The sequence below is a fragment of the Xanthomonas sp. NCPPB 3761 genome, assembly GCF_041475705.2.
In the GTDB taxonomy this organism is placed as follows: Bacteria; Pseudomonadota; Gammaproteobacteria; order Xanthomonadales; family Xanthomonadaceae; genus Xanthomonas; species Xanthomonas phaseoli.
Genome location: NZ_CM191262.1, coordinates 2,829,686 through 2,848,108, shown reverse-complemented (window position 1 = coordinate 2,848,108; position 18,423 = coordinate 2,829,686). Strand labels below are relative to the sequence as shown.

General features: G+C 66.0%; 16 protein-coding genes, 1 tRNA gene and 1 other RNA gene. 11 read left to right on the top strand and 7 right to left on the bottom strand.

The window, feature by feature from the left end:
* Positions 1–17: 17 nt before the first annotated feature.
* A complete protein-coding gene (locus ACCQ00_RS12450; RefSeq protein WP_046735983.1) occupies positions 18–662 on the bottom strand; it encodes a glutathione S-transferase family protein in 645 nt (214 codons plus the stop codon).
* A 106-nt stretch (positions 663–768) separates the two neighbouring features.
* On the opposite strand from ACCQ00_RS12450, the gene ACCQ00_RS12445 reads away from it, so the two are divergent.
* The 8 genes from ACCQ00_RS12445 to ACCQ00_RS12410 all read left to right on the top strand — a co-directional run bounded on the left by ACCQ00_RS12445 (position 769) and on the right by ACCQ00_RS12410 (position 8,146).
* A complete protein-coding gene (locus tag ACCQ00_RS12445; protein ID WP_039568930.1) occupies positions 769–1,734 on the top strand; it encodes a helix-turn-helix transcriptional regulator in 966 nt (321 codons plus the stop codon).
* A 192-nt stretch (positions 1,735–1,926) separates the two neighbouring features.
* Positions 1,927–2,910 carry a lytic transglycosylase domain-containing protein gene (locus ACCQ00_RS12440; protein WP_039568929.1) on the top strand — a complete coding sequence of 328 codons (984 nt, stop codon included), beginning with the start codon at positions 1,927–1,929 and terminating at the stop codon, positions 2,908–2,910.
* Between the two features lie 506 nt (positions 2,911–3,416).
* Positions 3,417–4,061, top strand: coding sequence for a ubiquinol-cytochrome c reductase iron-sulfur subunit (petA, locus tag ACCQ00_RS12435; protein ID WP_007965672.1), 645 nt, complete (start codon positions 3,417–3,419; stop codon positions 4,059–4,061).
* On the top strand, positions 4,061–5,320 hold the full coding sequence (locus ACCQ00_RS12430; protein ID WP_022559344.1) for a cytochrome b: 1,260 nt from the start codon (positions 4,061–4,063) through the stop codon (positions 5,318–5,320). The genes petA and ACCQ00_RS12430 overlap by 1 nt, the downstream gene beginning before the upstream one ends.
* Positions 5,313–6,071, top strand: a complete 759-nt coding sequence (locus ACCQ00_RS12425) for a cytochrome c1 (RefSeq protein WP_039568925.1) — start codon at positions 5,313–5,315, stop codon at positions 6,069–6,071. The genes ACCQ00_RS12430 and ACCQ00_RS12425 overlap by 8 nt, the downstream gene beginning before the upstream one ends.
* Positions 6,072–6,475: 404 nt before the next feature.
* A complete protein-coding gene (locus ACCQ00_RS12420; RefSeq protein WP_005915265.1) occupies positions 6,476–7,111 on the top strand; it encodes a glutathione S-transferase N-terminal domain-containing protein in 636 nt (211 codons plus the stop codon).
* A 78-nt stretch (positions 7,112–7,189) separates the two neighbouring features.
* Positions 7,190–7,630 (top strand): ClpXP protease specificity-enhancing factor, encoded by a 441-nt coding sequence (locus ACCQ00_RS12415; RefSeq protein WP_039568923.1) that lies wholly within the window; start codon positions 7,190–7,192, stop codon positions 7,628–7,630.
* Positions 7,631–7,795: 165 nt separating this feature from the next.
* Entirely contained in the window at positions 7,796–8,146 is a 351-nt protein-coding gene (locus ACCQ00_RS12410) for a hypothetical protein (RefSeq protein WP_046735982.1), read from the top strand.
* A gap of 213 nt (positions 8,147–8,359) precedes the next feature.
* Here ACCQ00_RS12410 and ACCQ00_RS12405 read toward each other — a convergent pair whose 3' ends face one another.
* Both ACCQ00_RS12405 and ACCQ00_RS12400 read right to left on the bottom strand, forming a co-directional pair.
* Complete coding sequence (locus ACCQ00_RS12405; RefSeq protein WP_039568921.1) at positions 8,360–8,740, bottom strand: DUF3301 domain-containing protein; 381 nt, start codon at positions 8,738–8,740, stop codon at positions 8,360–8,362.
* A 76-nt stretch (positions 8,741–8,816) separates the two neighbouring features.
* Positions 8,817–8,893: non-coding RNA, sX9 sRNA (locus ACCQ00_RS12400), on the bottom strand.
* Between the two features lie 208 nt (positions 8,894–9,101).
* On the opposite strand from ACCQ00_RS12400, the gene ACCQ00_RS12395 reads away from it, so the two are divergent.
* A complete protein-coding gene (locus tag ACCQ00_RS12395) occupies positions 9,102–13,496 on the top strand; it encodes a DEAD/DEAH box helicase (RefSeq protein WP_372353940.1) in 4,395 nt (1,464 codons plus the stop codon).
* Here ACCQ00_RS12395 and ACCQ00_RS12390 read toward each other — a convergent pair.
* A complete protein-coding gene (locus tag ACCQ00_RS12390; RefSeq protein ID WP_173644158.1) occupies positions 13,436–14,041 on the bottom strand; it encodes a DNA-3-methyladenine glycosylase in 606 nt (201 codons plus the stop codon). The two genes, ACCQ00_RS12395 and ACCQ00_RS12390, sit on opposite strands and share 61 nt — an antisense overlap.
* A 312-nt stretch (positions 14,042–14,353) precedes the next feature.
* On the opposite strand from ACCQ00_RS12390, the gene ACCQ00_RS12385 reads away from it, so the two are divergent.
* On the top strand, positions 14,354–16,012 hold the full coding sequence (locus ACCQ00_RS12385) for a methyl-accepting chemotaxis protein (protein WP_007965688.1): 1,659 nt from the start codon (positions 14,354–14,356) through the stop codon (positions 16,010–16,012).
* 11 nt (positions 16,013–16,023) lie between these two features.
* The gene (locus ACCQ00_RS12380) at positions 16,024–16,533 is read left to right on the top strand and encodes a chemotaxis protein CheW (RefSeq protein WP_022559339.1); all 510 of its coding nucleotides are present in this window, start codon (positions 16,024–16,026) and stop codon (positions 16,531–16,533) included.
* Between the two features lie 42 nt (positions 16,534–16,575).
* On the opposite strand, the gene ACCQ00_RS12375 is transcribed toward ACCQ00_RS12380, so the two are convergent.
* From ACCQ00_RS12375 to ACCQ00_RS12365, 3 genes are all read right to left on the bottom strand, one after another.
* Complete coding sequence (locus ACCQ00_RS12375; RefSeq protein ID WP_180301681.1) at positions 16,576–17,682, bottom strand: sensor domain-containing diguanylate cyclase; 1,107 nt, start codon at positions 17,680–17,682, stop codon at positions 16,576–16,578.
* Positions 17,683–17,965: 283 nt separating this feature from the next.
* Positions 17,966–18,142, bottom strand: coding sequence for a hypothetical protein (locus ACCQ00_RS12370; protein WP_022559337.1), 177 nt, complete (start codon positions 18,140–18,142; stop codon positions 17,966–17,968).
* A 162-nt stretch (positions 18,143–18,304) separates the two neighbouring features.
* Positions 18,305–18,380, bottom strand: a tRNA-Ala gene (locus tag ACCQ00_RS12365).
* Positions 18,381–18,423: the final 43 nt, after the last annotated feature.

Genomic DNA, 18,423 nt, shown 5'->3' with positions numbered 1-18,423 from the left:
GAAGAGAGCCGCGCAGTTTACCCGCTTGCGCTGGCGCCGTCCGCGGGCGCGCGCCCGGCACTGACGGCGTCGGCGCGCGCCACTGCCGGGCGCGCGGCCATCCGGGCGATATAGGCGCGGGTCGGGGCCGGCGGGTCGATCAGGCCGAAGTCCACCATCCACGCCAAGGCGCCGCCCCACAGCACATCGGCTGCACTGCAGCGCTCGCCCAGCAGGTAATCGCCCTTTGCCAGCTGCGCATCGACCACCTGCAGCACCGTGTCGGCGTCGGCATAAGGCGAGAGCGAGCGCGGCGGGGCGGGGCGCTTGAGCGCAAGGTCGATGATCGCCGGTTCGAAGGCCGAGCCGTAGAACGCAAGCCAGCGCAGGTAGGCGCCGCGGTCGGCATCGCCCGGCGCCGGGGATAGGCCGGCTTCCGGGTACAGCTCGGCCAGGTACTGATAGATGGCGCCCTGTTCGGTGACCACGCTGGTGCCATGAACGATGGTCGGAATCTTGCCCATCGGGTTGATCGCAAGGAATTCCGGTGTGCGCTGCTGTTCCTTCTCCAGATCGATGGGCTGCAGGCTGTAGCGTGCGCCCAGCTCTTCCAGCAAGACCAGCACCCCCCGCGAGCGGGAGCGGGGGTTGTGGAAGAGGGTGACGTGGCGGTCGTCGGACATTGGGGGCTCCGGGGTGGCTGCGGTGGCGAAGCGGTGGTGTGAGGGCGGGGTATCACGATGTTACGGGCCACTTGCGGACAGTTTCTGTCCGCAATACGGTGGCGTAATGGCTTCCACTGCTGCTCGTCTGTTGCGTCTGCTTTCCCTGCTGCAAGGCGGGCGGAGCTGGTCCGGTGTCGCGCTGGCAGAGCGCTTGGACATCCATCCGCGCAGCCTGCGGCGCGATATCGAGCGCCTGCGCGAAGCGGGTTACCCGGTGCATGCAGCGCCCGGCAGCGGCGGAGGCTACCGGCTGGGGCAGGGCGGTGCGGCATTACCGCTGTTACTGGAAGAAGACGAGGCGCTGACCGTGGCGGTCGCCTTGCGCGCCGCCGCGCCAGCGGTGCGCGGGATGGACGCCGCCGCGGCACGCGTGATGGCCAAACTGGATCCCCTGCTGCAGCGCCGCAGCGGCCAGCGCGCCAGTGCCGCACATGCCGCCATCGCCAGCATGCCGGCTGCCGAAACGGAGTCGCTGGTCGATGCGGGCCTGCTCGCGCAGTTGGCCGCCGCCTGTCGCGACCGGACCACGCTGCGGCTGGACTATCGGCGCCATTCGGGTACGGCCATCACCCGCAACGTCGAGCCCGCGCTGCTGGTGAACTACGGGCGGCGCTGGTACCTGCTGGTCTGGGACTGCGAACGCCAGGATTGGCGCAGCCTGCGCGCGGACCGGATCGATCAGGCGGTCGCCACCGGCGCGCGGTTCGCTCCCCGCGCATTGCCCGAAGAGCCACTCCAGCTCTTGCGCAAGGCGATCGGCGAAGCGCCGTTTCCGTGCCGGGCGCGGGTGCGTCTGGCCGGCACGGTCCAGGCATTGGCCGCGCGCATCCCGCCCTGGCTGGGTGCATTGCAGGCCGATGGTCCCGCGCATTGCTGGCTGGGTCTTGGTGCGCCGAGCATGCCCGCGCTGGCAGCCAACCTGTTGTTGCTGGACCTGCCGTTCGACGCGATTGCGCCGGCCAAAGCCCGGCCCGCCTTGACCCAGGCGCTGGACGCGTTGCGCACGCAGCTGGACCGGCTGCCGCAGTGAGGTCGGCCACCAGGCCGTCGCGAGCGGTCCTCGGGTGGCTGGCGGCGCGCTCGTCATCGGAGTGCGGGATGGGGACTCGAGGATTTCGAGCACCGGTCCCGCACGCCTGGCGGCTGCGCAGGCGCTTTGCTGGCGACTCCCAAACGCCGGCCGACACTTGGCAAGCCCTGGGCAAGCTGGGACACTCCGCGCATGAAGGGGATGTCAAGATTGCTGGGGCTGATGCTCGTCACGTTGTCGGCTGCGCCGGTCAGCGCCGGCACGCTGTACAAGTGCGTCGGCGCTGACGGCATCACCAGCTACCTTAGCAAGCGCCAGAGCGGCGCCACCTGCAGCGTCATCAGCAGCTATACCCCCGACCGTTCGGCCCGCCGCCTGCCGTCATCTTCTTCGGCCGGGCGTCTGGCCGTCAGCCCTGCGCACAGCATGGCCAATATCGACAGCGGCGCGCCCGCCACCATTATCAGTCAGCCGGTCAGCCAGCCACCACGGCATGTTGCCGAGGTCGCTTCTGCACCCGCTCCGCGTGCCTTGCCGGAGTCGTCCGTCTCGGTCGTCACGCCGCCAGCGCCAGCAGCAACCAACCCGCGCCGGGTCGTCAGCGGGCAGGTTTACTCTTATATGAAGGACGGCGTGCGTCACTACACCAGCGCCCGTCCGCGCCAGGTCGCCAGCATCGAAGGCTTGCGCACCATCCATTACAGCTTCATCGAAACCTGCTACGCCTGCGGTGCCAAGCCCGGGGTGAATTTCGGTGCGATCCGGCTCAACACCAATGCATACCAGCAGGAAATCGCAGCGGCGGCGCGCGAGTTCGGGGTGGAAGAATCGATCGTGCGCGCGATCATCCACGCCGAATCGGCCTACAACCCGCTTGCGCTCAGTCGTGCCGGTGCGCAAGGCCTGATGCAGTTGATGCCAGGCACCGCGCGCCGCTTCGGCGTCAGCGATGCCTATGATGCAACGCAAAATATTCGCGGGGGCGTGCAGTATCTGTCCTGGCTGCTGAAGCGCTTCAATGGCGACCTGACCCTGGCCGCTGCCGGTTACAACGCCGGCGAGGGCGCGGTGGACCGTTACGGCGGCGTGCCGCCGTACAGCGAGACCCAGCGTTACGTGCAACGAGTGGGCGTCTTGGCCGGCCGCTATCGTGGCCAGGCCACGGCAGCCAACTAAAACGGCTAGCAAAACGACTGTGCAGCCGCCCGGCGGGCGCGGCCGGCGCTGCTGACATCTCACAAATCCCGAGGCGTCTGCGCGATCCATGCCCAGACCGCTGATTGACGTGCTTGGTAGCTGCGGTCGGGAATCTCCGCCACGGCGCCGCGCAGCGTGCGGTGGGGCGAGTGCTTGTGTACCAGCGACCTCGGTTGCAGCGTCCGCAGCGAGTCGCGGACGCGTATTTGCTGCGCTTGCACCATGTCCACGCATCCGCCGCACGCGTGCATTGCCGTTGCAGGCGACGCAATGGCACTACGTCACAGCCATGCGCCTTCCATGCTGCTTGAACTCCGTCGAATCGGCTGCCGTCTGCATCGGCCGTTGCATCGCATAGGGCCGACTGCGTACATTGCGTTGTCTGTGCATTAAGCGTTCCGCTACACTGCGGTCGATTCATCGCGGCTGGACCCCCCGCCAGCCGTTGGCAGCCTCACGCTACCTAATCAAGATCGGAGAGCCGGATGGCCAACGATGGGGTTAACGCACCTGCTGATATCGGGCGTCGTCGGTTTTTAACCGCGACAACGGCTGTGGTCGGTGCGGTCGGAGCAGGATTCGTTGCAGTTCCGTTCGTGAAGTCGTGGAATCCCAGTGCGCGCGCCAAGTTGGCCGGTGCACCGGTCACCGCCGACATCAGCGCCTTGCAGGAAGGCCAGCGCATGGTCCTTGAATGGCGCGGTCAGCCCATCTGGATCGTCAAGCGCTCCAAGGCCATGCTCGACGCACTCCCGTCGCTGGACGACCGGCTCAAGGACCCCAAGTCCGAGAACAAGGATCAGCAGCCTGAGTACGTGCTGAAAAACCCGGAATACCGCTCGATCAAGTCCGACATTTCGGTACTGGTCGGGCTATGTACGCATCTGGGCTGCTCGCCGGAGATGGTCGCCGAAATCCGCCCCGAGCCTTACGACCCGCAGTGGAAGGGCGGTTATTTCTGCCCTTGCCACAAGTCGCGCTTCGACATGTCTGGCCGCGTCTTCGACGGTGTGCCGGCGCCGATCAATCTGCTGGTGCCCCCACACCACTACGTGGACGACAACACCTTGGTGATCGGCGTCGATCCTGACGATGCCGGTGCGTCGACCAAAAGCACGGGGGCTGCCTGATGAGCAATGTTCTGGTCCGTACCGCCAACGGCGTGTTCGATTGGGTCAACGAGCGCGCGCCCGGGCTGATGCCCATGTATCGCAAGCACATCAGCGAGTACTACGCGCCGAAGAACTTCAACCTCTGGTACTACTTCGGTTCGCTGGCCATCGTGGTGCTGGTCAACCAGATCGTCACCGGCATCTTCCTGACGATGCACTACAAGACCAGCGCCGCCGATGCATTCGCGTCGATCGAATACATCATGCGCGACGTGGAGTGGGGTTGGCTGATCCGCTACATGCACAGCACCGGCGCCTCGCTGTTTTTCATCGTGGTGTACCTGCACATGTTCCGCGGCTTGATGTACGGCAGCTACCAGAAGCCGCGCGAGCTGGTGTGGATTCTCGGCATGTTGATCTACCTGGTGCTGATGGCCGAAGCCTTCATGGGCTATGTCCTGCCGTGGGGACAGATGTCGTTCTGGGGCGCGAAAGTGATCATCTCGCTGTTCGGCGCCATTCCGGTGATCGGCAATGGGCTGACCGAATGGATCATGGGCGACTACCTGCCCGGCGATGCCACCCTCAATCGCTTCTTCGCCTTGCACGTGATCGCATTGCCGTTGGTGCTGCTGCTGTTGATCGTGCTGCACATCGGCGCGCTGCACGAAGTAGGCTCCAATAACCCGGACGGCGTGGAGATCAAGAAAGGTCCGAAGGGCAATCGCTGGGATGCGCACAAGCCTGCCGACGGCATCCCGTTCCACCCCTATTACACGGTCAAGGACCTGGTCGGCGTTGGATTCCTGCTGTTGATCGCTGCATTCATCATCTTCTTCGCGCCGGCGTTCGGCGGCCTGTTCCTGGAGCACGACAACTTTACCGAAGCCAACCGGTTGGTGACGCCGGAGCACATCAAGCCGGTGTGGTACTACACGCCGTACTACGCCATGTTGCGCGTGGTGCCCAACAAGCTCGGTGGCGTGCTGGTGATGTTCTCGGCCATCGCGATCCTGTTCCTGGTGCCCTGGCTGGATCGCGCCAAGGTACGCTCGGTGCGCTACCGCGGCTGGATTTCCAAGCTGGCGTTGGGCGTGCTGGTGGTGTGCTTCGTCTGGCTGGGCGTGATCGGTTCCGGCCCCGGCACCGACGCGCACGAAACCTATGTCGGGCGGGTGTTGACCTTCCTGTACTTCGCCTTCTTCATCACCATGCCGGTGTGGACGCGGCTGGACAAGACCAAGCCGGTTCCGGAGCGGGTGACGACCCATGACTAATCCCAACGTGAGGTCATGGAAGTCGCGCGTGGTCGCCTTGCTCTGCGGCCTGATGGTCGCTGGCGGTGCGGTGGCGGCCGAAGGCGGGGCGGTGCAGCAAGCAGGTAACGACCTGAGCGATCGCGCTTCGCTGCAACGCGGTGCGCAGTTGTTCATGAACTACTGCTCCGGCTGCCATTCGTTGAAGTACCTGCGCTATTCGCGCATGGCCAGCGATCTGGGCTTGAGCGAAGAGGAGGTCATGACCAACCTCAACTTCACCGGCACCAAGGTCGGCGAACACATCGAAGGCACCATGCCGCACGATGCGGCGACCAAGTGGTTCGGCAAGGCGCCGCCGGATCTGACCTTGATTGCACGCGTGCGCGGAACCGACTGGGTCTACACCTATCTCAAGTCGTTTTATCTGGATCAGACCCGCCCGCTGGGCTGGAACAACAAGCTGTTTCCGAATGCATCCATGCCCAACCCGCTTTGGGAGTTGCAAGGCCTGCAGCAGGCGCAATTCGGCCCGGCCGACAAGGCCACCGGCGACAAGCCGGTAGAGGCATTGAAGCTTGGGCAGCCGGGGCGTCAAACGCCGGTGGAATTCGACCAGACCGTGCGCGATATCGCCAACTTCCTGGAGTACGCTGGCGAGCCAGCCGCATTGAAGCGCCAGAGCATGGGCGTGTGGGTGGTCCTGTTCCTGGCGCTGCTCACATTCATCGCTTATTTGCTGAAGAAGGAATACTGGAAGGACGTGCATTGAGCGCTGCGTAGGTCGTCATCGGCTGCGGAAGCGAACAAACGCAGTGCACTGCAGGGCAGGCATCGCCAGGTGCTTGGAGACCTCGCTGATCGCCGAGCCTTGCGGCCGCTCCCAACGGGAAAGCGCTTGCCCCCCTCCCGTGCGGAGAGGGGGCAGGGCGATGGTTGGCAGGCGAACGGCGTGTCTACCGGGCCAGGTAGAACCCTGCGACCGTGTTGCAACGCCCACACGTCCTGCGGTTCTCGGGGAGCAGCGCAACAGCTGGCTTATCGGAACATTAATAAGCCTTATCACTCTTGGCTTTTGCGTGACGTGATTGCACACTCGATAGACCGTGGTGACTGTCGGCGTTGGGCCGGCCGCGCCGATGCGGCCGGCGGATTCCGGTCGTCGGAGAGCCTTGAATGGCGACGAGTGTGCGTATGCGGAATACTTTGACTTTGTTTTCGTCCAACGACGACGTGTTGTGCCACCGGGTTCGTCTGGTCCTGGCGGCGAAAGGGGTGACCTACGACCTGGTGCCGGTCGACCCGCAAAATCCTCCCGAAGATCTGATCGATCTCAATCCCTACCATTCGGTGCCGACGCTGGTCGAACGCGACCTGGTGCTCTACGCCGCGTCGGTGGTCAGCGAATACCTGGACGAGCGCTATCCGCATCCGCCGCTGATGCCGGTGGACCCGCTCTCGCGCGCGCGTCTGCGCTTGGCGATGTTGCGCATCGAGCATGACTGGGTGCCGCAAGTACAGGCGATCCAGCTCGGCAACAAGACGCAGGCCGAGGCCGGCCGCAAGCGCCTGAAAGAACTGCTCACCGCATCGGTGCCGTTGTTCAAGGCCAGCAAATTCTTCCTCAATCCGGAAATGAGTCTGGCCGATTGCGCGATGGCGCCGATCATCTGGCGACTGGACGCGTTGGAAATCAGCCTGCCCAAGGATGGCAAGGCGATCGAGGATTACGGCAACCGGATCTTCCGCAACCCGGGCTTTATCCGCAGCCTGACCGATCAGGAAAAGAAGCTGCGCGATCTGCCGGGCTGATGCGACGGCTGTATGCCAACAGACCGACTTCCGATTGCATGGCCGCCGCGACGGGCCATGTGCGGGTAAAATGAGGCAATGAGCGAAGATTTCCCCCGCATGACCAGCCATCGCCCGTACCTGTTGCGGGCCTTGGTCGAATGGATCAACGACAACGGCATGACGCCGCACGTTTTGGTGGATGCCGGCCTGCCCGGTGTGCAGGTGCCTGCCAGTGCCGTCAAGGACGGTCGCGTCGTCTTGAATGTCGCCGAGCGTGCCGTGGTCGGCCTGCAGGTGGACAACGAAAGCGTGAGCTTCACTGCGCGCTTCGGTGGCGTGAGCCACCCGGTGATGGTGCCGATGGCCGCCGTGCTGGCGGTCTATGCGCGCGAAACCGGGCAGGGCATGGCCCTGCCGGACGACATTCCCGGCACCAACAGCGAGCCGCCCGATCCGGGCACGCCACCGCCGAGCGCGCCGACGCCGGACGAACCGCCCAGCGGTGGCAAGCGCCCGCATCTTCGCGTGGTGAAGTAAGGAGCGCGCGCCACACCACTGCACAGCCGCAAGGCGAATGCAGGTCGGTGCTCGGAATCAGCAGGGGCCATTTGTAAATTCTGGTTCCTGCGTGCCGTCCACAGCCGGTGATGGCGTGTCAGGTTCGCTGGCTGCGGTGAAAGCGGCCCAGCGTATGACCTGCAGATCCACGGAAATGGAGGGTCTGATTGCACGTGCAGCGCACCTGTCGATTGCAGCGCCCCGGATGCGTCCGGCGCACTCGAGGACGCCTACGAGTACGACATCTATCGCTTCTTGGACGGCGAGCGTTCTCTGATTGCGCGCAGCTACATCGACACACCGAGTGAGGCGCATTTTCTCAGCATCGACGTTGCCGGCGAGTCGCGCCTCTTGAAGGATGCCGATCTGCTCGAGTCGTTGTGGCTGTTTGCCCAGGCGCAGCTGCGTCGAGAGGGCAAGCTGCAGTTGTGCTGGCTGAGCGGCAGGGACAATGGCTACGAGCCCGTCCCCGCGGATTCGACGCCTTTGGAATGACGTGGCGGCTGTGGAGTGCCGCCAACTGCCGGAACGACCAACCCCGCGCGCAGATCGCAACTGCGCGTAGCGCAGCTCGATGAGTGCTGAAAGTCAGGATGAGTGCTGAAAGTCAGGGGGAAGCTGGCCGGCCAATCGCTGTAACCCGGGCAGGTGAAGCTGCAGGGATGTCAGGTGTCAGCTCGCGCGTGACCTGCGTTGCAACCGCGCGCCTTACTCCAGCCGCTCATGCTCCGGGTGCAAGGCCCTGACGGTAGCGACCTGCGGCCCGGTGAAGGCAATCAGTTGATCGCCCCGCAGCACCAGCTTGCCGCTATGGCGATCCACGCCGTCGTAGGAATACTCGAAACGGAAGGTGCGCTCGAAGCCCAGCCAGCCGTTGGGCATCCTGCACACGCGGAGATTGGTGGAATGCACGCTCTGGTCCAGCCATTGCACGTCGGCCGCGCGGCAGGCGTTGCGGCCGAGGATGTCGGCGCGTTCGGCAGCCGCACGCGAGGAGTTCCAGAACGCGAACAGCGCGGCGCCGGCAATCATGAAAAGAATCAGGCTGGGCATGCCGTCAATGTGCCACGGCACGTGGCCGGCGGACAATCGCCGGACCGGCGCCGCAGCGTTGCGAAGGCGTCGCCTTGTCGACGGCAGAGGCCGTCGCCATAGCGCTAAGAGCGGCTAACAAAACGTAGCGAGCAGCTGTCAGGTTGGCGCGGACGGCGCGCTCAGAGCCGGAGGGTACGAGTGGGACATGCCGATTCCGAGCACCGGCCGCGCCCGCCTGGCGGCTGCACAGTCGTTTTGTCAGCGCTCTAAATCGTTCACTACCGGCCTGGCCCATGGCTTGTCTGGACCGCTGCGCAGCCCCATTGATCGTGGTTCCCGCCGAGTTACATCCGCGCGCCTTGCCGTCATGATGAGCCCTTGCCGTCATGATGAGCAACGGCCTCGGGCATTGCCAATGCATCCTGTCCTGCAACACTTCCATCCTGTGGTCGCTGCGTGGTTCGCGCAGACCTTCGCTGCGCCGACACCGGCGCAGATCGCCGCGTGGCCGGCGATCCAGGCTGGACGCCACACGCTGGTGGCCGCGCCCACCGGCTCGGGCAAGACGCTGACGGCGTTCTTCGCCGCCATCGATGCGTTGATCCGCGACGGGCTGGCCAACGGCGGTGCGTTGCCAGACGAAACCCGTGTGGTGTATGTCTCGCCGTTGAAGGCCTTGTCCAACGACATCCACCTCAACCTGGACGCGCCGTTGCAGGGCATCCGTGCGGCGCTGGTCGCCGGTGGCTTGCCGGACGTGCCGATTCGTACGGCGGTGCGCACCGGCGACACCCCGCAGCGCGAGCGCGCGCAGGCGCGTCGCACGCCGCCGCACATTCTGGTGACCACGCCGGAGTCGCTGTACGTGCTGTTGGGGTCGGCATCCGGGCGCACGTCGCTGCGGCATGTTCGGACCGTGATCGTCGATGAAATCCACGCGGTGGCGTCGGACAAGCGTGGCAGCCACCTGAGCCTGACACTGGAGCGCCTGCAGCGGCTGGTCGCGCAGCCGATCACGCGGGTGGGGCTGTCGGCGACGCAGAAGCCCATCGAAACGGTGGCGCAATTTTTGGTCGGTGTCGACGCAGACGGCGTGCCGCCGCCATGCGAGATCGTCGATATCGGCTACACCCGCCGGCGCGACCTGGCCCTGGCGTTGCCGCCCACGCCGCTGAGCGTGGTGATGTCCAACGACCAGTGGCTGCAGGTGTACGCCGATGTGGCCGCACTGGCGCAGCAGCATCGCACCACGCTGGTGTTCGTCAACACACGGCGCATGGCCGAACGCGCGGCGCGGCACCTGGGCGATCTGCTCGGCAAGCAGCGCGTGTCGGCGCATCACGGCAGCCTTTCGCGCGAGACGCGCCTGCTGGCCGAGCAACGGCTCAAGGCCGGCGACCTCACCGTGTTGGTGGCGACCGCATCGCTGGAACTGGGGCTGGATATCGGCGATGTCGATCTGGTCTGCCAGCTCGGTTCGCCGCGCTCGATCGCCACCTTCCTGCAACGCGCCGGGCGTTCCGGACACAAGGTCGGCGGTACGCCCAAGGCGCGCCTGTTTCCGCAAACCCGCGACGAACTGGTCGAATGCGCCGCGCTGCTGGACAGCATCCGCCGCGGCGAACTGGATGCCTTGCGCATCGTGCCAGCGCCGGTGGATGTGCTGGCGCAGCAGATCGTTGCCGAAACCTCCTGCGAAGACTGGGACGAAGATGCGCTGTTCGCGCTGGTGCGGCGCGCGTGGCCGTTTGCCGGGTTGAGCCGTGCCAGCTTCGACAGCGTGGTGCGCGTGTTGTGCGATGGCTTCAGCACCCGGCTCGGTCCGCGCGCCGGCTACCTGCATCGCGATGCGGTGCATCGGCGCTTGCACGCCCGGCGCGGTGCGCGCATGACGGCGCTCACCTCCGGCGGCACCATTCCCGAAACCGGCGACTACAGCGTGGTGCTGGAACCGCAAGCCGAAAAGATCGGCACGGTGAACGAGGATTTCGCCGTCGAAAGCCTCACCGGCGATGTGTTCCAGCTCGGCAATGCGAGCTACCGCATCTTGCGCGTGGAAGCCGGGCGCGTGCGCGTGGAAGATGCCAAAGGTGCGCCGCCGAACATTCCGTTCTGGCTGGGCGAAGCGCCGGGTCGCAGCGATGAACTGTCTGCGGCGGTGTCGCGCCTGCGTGGCGAGATTGCCGCGCGTCTGGACACCGCGCCGCACCAAGCCGCGCGCGACTGGCTGCAGCGCGAGCTGGAGATGTCTGCCGAAGCGGCGCGGCAACTGGTGGATTATCTGGCAAGCGCTTGCACGGCGTTGGGCGCGATGCCTACCCAGCAGTGCCTGGTGATGGAGCGCTTCTTCGATGCCAGCGGCGGTACCCAACTGGTCATCCATTCGCCGTACGGCAGCCGCATCAACCGTGCGTGGGGGCTGGCGCTGCGCAAGCGCTTCTGCCGCACCTTCAATTTCGAATTGCAGGCGGCAGCCACCGAAGATGCGATTGTGTTGTCGCTGTCGACCAGTCATAGCTTTGCGCTGGAAGAGGTTGGCCGTTACCTGCATTCTTCGTCGGCCGAGCATGTATTGATCCAGGCATTGCTGGATGCACCGCTGTTCGGCGTGCGCTGGCGCTGGAACGCGACCAACGCGATGGCGCTGCCGCGCTTCAGTGGCGGCAACAAGGTTGCGCCGCAGTTGCAACGCATGAAGTCCGAAGATTTGCTCGCCACGGTATTCCCGGACCAGGTGGCCTGTGCGGAGAACCTGGTCGGCGAGCGCGAGGTGCCGGACCATCCGTTGGTGGCGCAGACCTTGGAAGATTGCCTGCACCACGCCATGGATAGCGAAGGCTGGCTGCAGGTATTGCGCGGTCTGGAATCGGGCGCGGTGACACTGGTCGCACGCGACCTGGCCGCGCCGTCGACACTGGCCGCCGAAGCCTTGAATGCGCGTCCGTATGCATTCCTCGACGATGCGCCGCTGGAAGAACGCCGCACCCAGGCCGTGCAAAGTCGGCGCTACACGCCGCAGAGCAGCGACGACCTGGGCCAGCTCGATCCGCAGGCCATCGAGGCCGTTCGCGAAGAGGCCTGGCCACAGCCGCGCGATGCCGAAGAGATGCATGAGGCACTGGTCGGGCTGGGCGTGCTGCCGGTCGCAGAGGCCACCGATGCGCAGTGGCAGGCATGGTTGGGCGCGCTGGCCGCAGCGGGTCGTGCCAGCTGTATTGCCTTGCATGGCAGCCCGGCGCTGTGGATCAGCGCCGAGCGCATCGACTGGTTCATGCCGTTGTATCGGCAAGCAACTGCGCAGCCGCCGCTGCAGGCGCCGGCCGATTGCCGTGTTGCCGACTGGCAGCGCGACTGGGCGGTGCGCGAACTGCTGCGCGGGCGCCTGTCTGCGGTTGGTCCGGCACAGGTACCGGCCCTGTCCAATGCGTTGCTGGTGCCCGAATCAGAGATCGCGCTGGCGCTGGCGGCCCTGCAACGCGAGGGCTATGTCATGGCCGGGCAGTTCAGTGCGCATGCGCAGGCCGAAGAGTGGTGCGAGCGCCATCTGTTGGCACGCATCCACCGCAACACATTGGGGCGTCTGCGCCGCGAGATCGAACCGGTATCGCAGCGCGATTACGCGCGTTTTCTGTTCGAGTGGCAGCACGTGGACAGCAGCAGCCGGGTGGCTGGGCCGGATGCGCTGGCCGGGGTGGTGGGGCAGCTCGAGGGCTTCGAGGCGCCTGCGGTGCTGTGGGAGAGCGAGCTATTGCCGGCGCGCATCCGCGACTATCAACCGGCCTGGCTGGACGAGTTGTGCACCGCCGGGCGCACGCTGTGGGCACGCTTGCGGCCCGGCGGTGGCCGCAGCGGCGCCGCCCTGCGCAGCACGCCGATCGTGCTGCTGCCACGGCGCGAAGCGCAGCGTTGGAGCGCATTGGCGCGCGATGCCGACGACGCGCCATTGGGTTCGCGCGCGCAACGCGTCATGGACGTGTTGCAGCAGCAAGGCGCGCTGTTCTTCGATGAAATCGCCGACGCGGCACATCTGATGAACACCGAGCTGGAAGATGCATTGAGCGAGCTGGTAATGCGCGGCCGCGCGCATTGCGACAGCTATGCCGGCCTGCGCGCGCTGCTGGTGCCGGCGTCCAAGCGGCCGTCGGCACTGTCGCGGCAGCGTCGCCGTGCCAGCGCGCTGGGCATCCGCGATGCGGGCCGCTGGGCGCCGGTGCGGGCGCTGCCCGAGCTGCCGCTTGCCGAGGCCGCGCAGCGCCATCAGGACACGCTCGAGCACGTGGCGCGCACGTTGTTGCGCCGCTACGGCGTGGTGTGCTGGCGGCTGCTCGAACGCGAGGCCGCGTGGCTGCCGCCATGGCGCGAATTGCTGCGCATGTATCAACGGCTCGAAGCGCGCGGCGAAATCCGCGGCGGGCGGTTTATCGCCGGGCTGTCCGGCGAGCAATTTGCGTTGCCGGAGGCGATTGCGGCCTTGCGCCGCGTGCGCGCGCAGCCATTGCCGCAGCAGTGGATCTGCATCAGTGCGAGCGACCCGAGCAATCTGCTCGGCAGTCTGCTGCCGGGCGAGCGGGTCGCGCGCGTGCCGGGCAATCGGGTCGCTTCGCTGGATGGGCTGCCGATGGCGGTGTGGGCGGCAGACCGCTTCCAGGCCTTGCAGGAGCTCACCCCCGCGCAGGCCGAGCAGGCGTTGCGTCTGCTACAGCGCGGACCGGGCGCGGCCGAACAATCGCCGATGGAGCGCTGGTTGGCTCAATCGCCGGCAAGCGCCGTGCCTTTTCCGGTCACGCGCGGAAGCCTACGCGATAAATAGCGGCTATCTGCAACCACCCAGCGCCATGGCGCATCCATGGCCTTGCGGATGCCGATGCGCGGCGTCGCCAATGGGTTGGACGGAGGCGGCGCGCCGTCGTCCTCGATCCAGAGCCGCGCGGTCGCAGTGCTGAGATCCAGCCCATTGTCCGCAGCAGTCACGCCGAACGCCTGCGCCAGGCGGCCTGGGCCGGTGGTCAACGCGGTGACCGGCGCGGCGCCGCGCGCGGCCTGCATGCGGTCGATACCGTCCAGCGGTTCCAGGGCGCGGATCAGCACCGCATGCCCGGGCGCACCGCCGCAGACCGCATTGATTGCCCAGTGCATGCCATAGATGAAATACACATACAGGTGCCCGGGCGCACCGAACATCACCCGCGTGCGCGGGGTCATGCCGCGGAACGAGTGCGCGGCCGGGTCGTCGCTGCCGCAGTAGGCTTCCACTTCGGTGATGCGCCCGCGGCGTCCGTCAGCGCTGACCAGCACCTTGTTGAGCAATTGCGGCGCGACCTGGCGGGCATCGTGGGCATAGAACGTGCGGGGCAAGGGCTGTGCAGGCATGGCAGAAGCATAGCTTCACGGACGTGATGTCCCAGCGGACTGGCCTGGACAGCGCACGGGCGAGGGTAGGGTTTTTCCGAATATGGGCTGTGACGAGCGCGTGATCTGTCACAAAAGCGCAGATTCGATTGGATGAATAGGCACTCCGGCCCTGGCTGCATCTCAAGCGGGTTTTGTCGTCGCCGATAGCCATTAGCGATGGGTTAGACCAGCCGTAGCGCCATGCGCGATACGCGCAGCGCCATCGCCATCCTGCAGCGCATGTCGCCCACGCACCCTTCTTGAGAGAACTCCCCAATGTTAGGCAACTTCAGAATCGGAACCAGACTGATCGTGGCATTCCTGATCGTCTCGGCCATCGGCGCATGCATCGGGTGGGTGGGCTATTCCAACTCCGGCCGCATCAGCGCGCTGTCGACGTCGTTATACGAGCGCGAGTTGCTCGGCATGTCCCACGTCAAGGAAGCCAACATCAACCTCATCTATGCGGGCCGCGCGCGCGCCAACCTGTTGTTGGCCAGCAGTGCAGAGGAGCGCCAGTCGCATGTGCAGAACATCGACAAATACACCGCCAAGGTGGTCGATCACATGGCCCGCGCGCGGGAGAGCTTCCAGAGCGAGGAAGGCAAGAACAAGCTGGCGCAATTCGATCGCGCCTGGCAGAAGTATCTGGACGAGCGCGGCCGCTTCATCGAGGTCGCCAACCGCGAAGCGCTGCGCGAGGCCAATCCGGAACTGGCCGCGCTCTCGCGCGCGGTCCGTGCCAGCTCGGACGAAGTGGATAACCTGATGACCGACCTGAGCGGCCTGCGCGAGCGCAGCGCCGCGGCGGCCAACGCCGAAGCCGGTGCGATCCACACGCGCAGTTCCAGGCTGCTGGTCGCCATCATCTGCAGCGGCGTGTTGCTCGGCGCCATTCTCGGTGTGGTGATCAGCCGCAGCGTCACCGGGCCGATCCGCCGCGCGGTGGCGGTGGCCAACGGCTTGTCGGAAGGCGATCTCACCATGCGCATCGATGTGCACGGCCGCGACGAAACCGCCCAATTGCTCGAAGCGATGCGCACCATGGTCGGGAAGCTGTCGCAGGTGGTCGGCGAGGTCAACACCAGCGCCGAAACACTTGCCAGCGCGTCGGAAGAAGTCAGCGCCACCGCGCAGTCGCTGTCGCAGGCAGCCAGCGAACAGGCCGCCGGTGTGGAAGAGACCAGTGCTTCACTGGAGCAGATGACCGCATCGATCAGCCAGAACACCGAGAACGCGCGCATCACCGACGGCATGGCCACCCAGGCCGCCAAGGAGACCGTGGAGGGTGGCGAAGCGGTGGTTGCCACCACCCAGGCGATGAAGCAGATCGCGCAGAAGATCGGCATCATCGACGACATCGCCTACCAGACCAATCTGCTCGCGCTCAATGCCGCGATCGAAGCCGCGCGCGCCGGCGAACATGGCAAGGGGTTTGCCGTGGTCGCCGCCGAGGTGCGCAAGCTGGCCGAACGCAGCCAGGTGGCCGCGCAGGAAATTGGCGAGGTGGCCAGTTCCAGCGTGGAATTGGCCGACCGCGCCGGTCGTTTGCTGGATTCGATCGTGCCCAGCATCAAGCGCACCTCCGACCTGGTACAGGAAATATCCGCTGCCTCCGAGGAGCAATCTTCCGGCGTCAGCCAGATCAATTCGGCGGTCGTGCAGTTGAGCCAGACCACCCAGCAGAACGCCAGCGCATCCGAAGAGCTTGCCGCCACTGCCGAGGAAATGAGCGCGCAGGCCGAACAGCTGCAGCAGAGCATGGCGTTCTTCCGGCTGGGCGGGCAGGGCGCGCCGACTGCGCCGCCCAAGCGCGGCAAGCAGGTCGCTGCGCGGCCGGCGCGTGCGGCGGGCACGCGTGGCTGGCGTAGCAACGCAGCGCCGGCGTATGCGATGTCCGAGGGCCCCGACGAAGGCCAGTTCGCGCGTTTCTGAGAGAGCGACCAATGACCGCACCGACGCTTGATGTGATGCCCGGCGACGCCGATGTTGCCGCGCAATATCTGACCTTCCAACTGGATGGCGAAACCTTCGCCACCAGCATTCTCGGCATTCGCGAGATCATTCAGTACCGCGCTCCCACACCGGTGCCGTCGATGCCGGATTGCGTGCGCGGGGTGATCAATCTACGCGGCGCGGTGGTGCCGGTGGTGGACCTGCAATCGCGCCTGGCGCGCGCGGACAGCGCGATCGGGAAACGCAGCTGCATCGTGATTCTGGCCACCGAGCAGCCGCAAGGCACGCAGGTGATTGGCGTGCTGGTGGATGCGGTCAATGCAGTGATCGAACTGGCCGACCAGGACATCGAGGCGGCGCCCTCGTTCGGCACGCATATCCGCCGCGACCTGCTGCGCGGCATGGGCAAGGTCGGCGAGCGCCTTGTGGTACTGCTGGAGATGGAGCAGGTGCTGCAGGTGGACGAGATCGCCGGAAATACCGACGCACTGGCGGCCTGAGCGACCGCCGTGCCGCAGGGCGATCGGCGCAAGCTGGGTCGATCAGGCCCGCAGCTGCCAACCGTCGAAGCGGTGCACGTGGTTGCGGCCAGCGTCACGCGCCTGCTGCAACGCGTGCCGCGCACGGGCCAACAAGGTAGCGCTGTCGAGCACGGTGGGCGTGGCAACATCCACCAGACCTGCGCTGAGCGTCAACGGGCCGGTCGGCCAGTGCGCGTCTGCCACCGCCTTGCGCACGCCTTCGGCAGCAGCAAGGGATGCAGATGCTGCGGTCGCCGGCAGCGCCACGCAGAATTGATCGCAGGCCAGGCGCGCCACGATTGCGGCAGGCGGAAGCTGCGCTTCCAGCAATGTAGCGACCTGCAGCAAAGTAGCATCGGCCGCTGCGGCGCCGGCCTGCAATTTTTGCCGCTTGAAGCCATCCAGTTCCAGCAGCATGAAACCCAGTGGCGCATCCGCGGCAGAGCTGGGCGCATCGGCAAGCGCGTGCAAGGCGTGCTCCAGCCCGGCGCGATTCCATCGCCCGGTGAGCGCATCGCGCAGCGCATCCAGCTCTACCAGCCGCGCGGCCTGTTGCAGTTCGAGGGTGCTGACGACTTGCCTGGCCAATGCTTGCAGCGCGTCGCGCTCGGCCACCGACAGTCGCCGCGGAACGCGATCCAGCACGCACAGGGTGCCCAGCGCGATGCCGTCCGGGGTCAACAACGGCGCGCCCGCATAGAAGCGGATCTGCGGCTCGCCTGTCACCAGCGCGTTGCCCACAAACCGCTCGTCCTGATGGGTGTCGCCGACTTCCATCACCTGATCGGGTTCGAGAATGGCGTGCGCGCAAAACGACAGCTCACGCGGCGTCTCGTTCTGCTGCATGCCGATCCTGGATTTGAACCATTGGCGATGCGTATCGACCAGTGAGATCAGCGCCATCGGCATCCGGCAGACTGCAGCTGCGATCGAGGTGAACGCGTCGTAGCTCGGCTCCGGTGCGGTGTCCAGCAGGCGGTAAGCATGCAGCGCCTGGACGCGCTCATCTTCGTTGGCCGGCAGGCGCGCCCCGATCGTGGCGTTGACGCCGCCTGGCAGCAACGTTGCGTGGAACAGGTTCAACGCGGGTGCCTCGGGTACCTGCATGCAAAACACCACCGGGAACAAGGCGCCATCAAGGCGATGAGGGTTAATGCGACAAGGCACTGGCCGATGCGATCGCTACCCTGGCACGGCACTGCTTCCCAGGGCAGCGGCATACCGGCGAGCGCCTGTCCGGATCTTGCCACAGGAGTGGCGTGGTTGGCCGGCGCCGGCTTTCCAGTTCCGTAGACGCAGCATTTTCAGCTGCGCGATAGGGCGCAACGCGCCGCCGACGATGCAGCACGGGGGCTCACCGCATCAGCGTTGCCGCGGAGCTGCCCGGTGCCAGACTGCAGGTTTGTCCAACTCACTTTCCCTGAGCGGCCTTGCCAGTTGGGCGACGGCTTTGCTCGTCGTGCACCTTCAGATCTTCCTGGCCCGGGCGCTGCCTGGCGGCATCGTCGTGCCGGCGGTCTTGCTGGCTCTCGGTCACGCCGTGCGCATCGTCGGCGACCTCGTCGGGCTGTTGGTCTTTCTTGCTCATGGCGTGGGTCCGCTGTGGAGTGAAGCCGGACGTTAGCGCGCGCGATGTGATCTCCACGCCATGGCGACCGGCCCGCCTGCACCGCAGGTTGCCCCACAGCCCCCCTCAAAACGCGCAAGCCCCGGAAACATGAGGTTTCCAGGGCTCGTGCGTTTGACTCGATGGTGGAGCGGAAGGGGATCGAACCCTCGACCTTCGCGATGCGAACGCGACGCTCTCCCAGCTGAGCTACCGCCCCACGTGCTTCGATTCTACCCACAAGCCGCGCGGTTCGCCAAGCG